A 1,154-nucleotide genomic window follows, 5' to 3' on the forward strand; every position below is an offset into this window, starting at 1 on the left:
GGTCGCAGCTTTCCGGCGTATTCTTTGCATTTCTGGAAGTAGTCGCCGGGCCATGCGTCTTTCATGGGCGTGCCATTAAAGCTGCGGGTCATGGCTATAAACGTATCCACATCACCGGCTTGGCATGCGAATTTCGCGTACGCATTCCTATTCCAATCGGCTGGGTATTTTTTGAGCACGTCTTCAAAGCCGGCTTTCATCTGCGACCAAACTGCGCTCCGATGCGACTCTGCAAAGAAAGCTTCCCCTCCCATGCGGCCTGCTGCGACCCAATAGATACGTGCATACATTCCCTGGCCTTCTGTTGAGGTCGTTCGTCTCACGGCATCCGCAGCAAAATCCTGGATTTGCCGCATGCTCCCTCCCCACATTGGGAGAAAACGCTCTGCCGCCACAAAATATGTCTGGTAATGAAGAGGCTCTTTCGACACTGCTTCTTCGTACAACGCCCAATGTTGGTCTCTTGTCCAGTTCTGCGCAAGCGCCACATCCAGCATCACGATATACCACTGCGGATCATCACTGCTGATTTTTTTGTTCACATCGAGGGTGTTGCGAGCAATCGCCATGTAGCTCGCGAAGCCATTCCAGCCTTCAGGGGTGACGGTACTTGCATAGCCAGAACCGCGAAGAGCCCAGGCATGCTGCTTCTGTGCGGTAGCCAGTGCTATTGGCGCCATAGCCGATTGAGGAAAAGCTGCGACCCAACGATTCAGTTTGCTTTCTATGGCCGCCCATTGCGCCTCCGAGTTCTTTTCCTTTTCCCCAACAATAGCGTAGCCTAGGTTGCCATAGAAAACGGTGAGATTCCAAACTCCACTGGGGGTTCGACTTCTTTCTGTACGAAGCTTGGTAGCCAACTTATCAAGCGCAACAAAATCATCTGCCTTATAAGCCTTGGTAACGATTTCGTTTAACTCGTTGGGCCCGTAAAAATTTTCCGCATTGGTGTATGTGTTCGTGAAAATTGCCAACAGAATCACACCAAGAGTTCGAATCCAGGTTCTCATAAATTCCTCCCGTTTTGTTGGATGGAGTTTAAGGTCATTGGTTTCGCATGCGAAACGAAAACAAACCCCAGGGGATACTTTTTACAGTGCTCGCGGCTGGTTCGACGTTGCAGTGTTCTGCAATGCCATCGTGATCTGCAGGCT

1 protein-coding gene is annotated in these 1,154 nt (G+C 50.9%); it reads right to left on the bottom strand.

The window, feature by feature from the left end:
* The coding region (locus AC1D1X_RS23955; RefSeq protein WP_477699434.1) for a hypothetical protein at window positions 1-1,010 on the bottom strand (1,010 nt) is incomplete at its 3' end.
* Window positions 1,011-1,154 lie beyond the last annotated feature (144 nt).

It is taken from the genome of Polaromonas sp. P1_G4 (assembly GCF_056405475.1).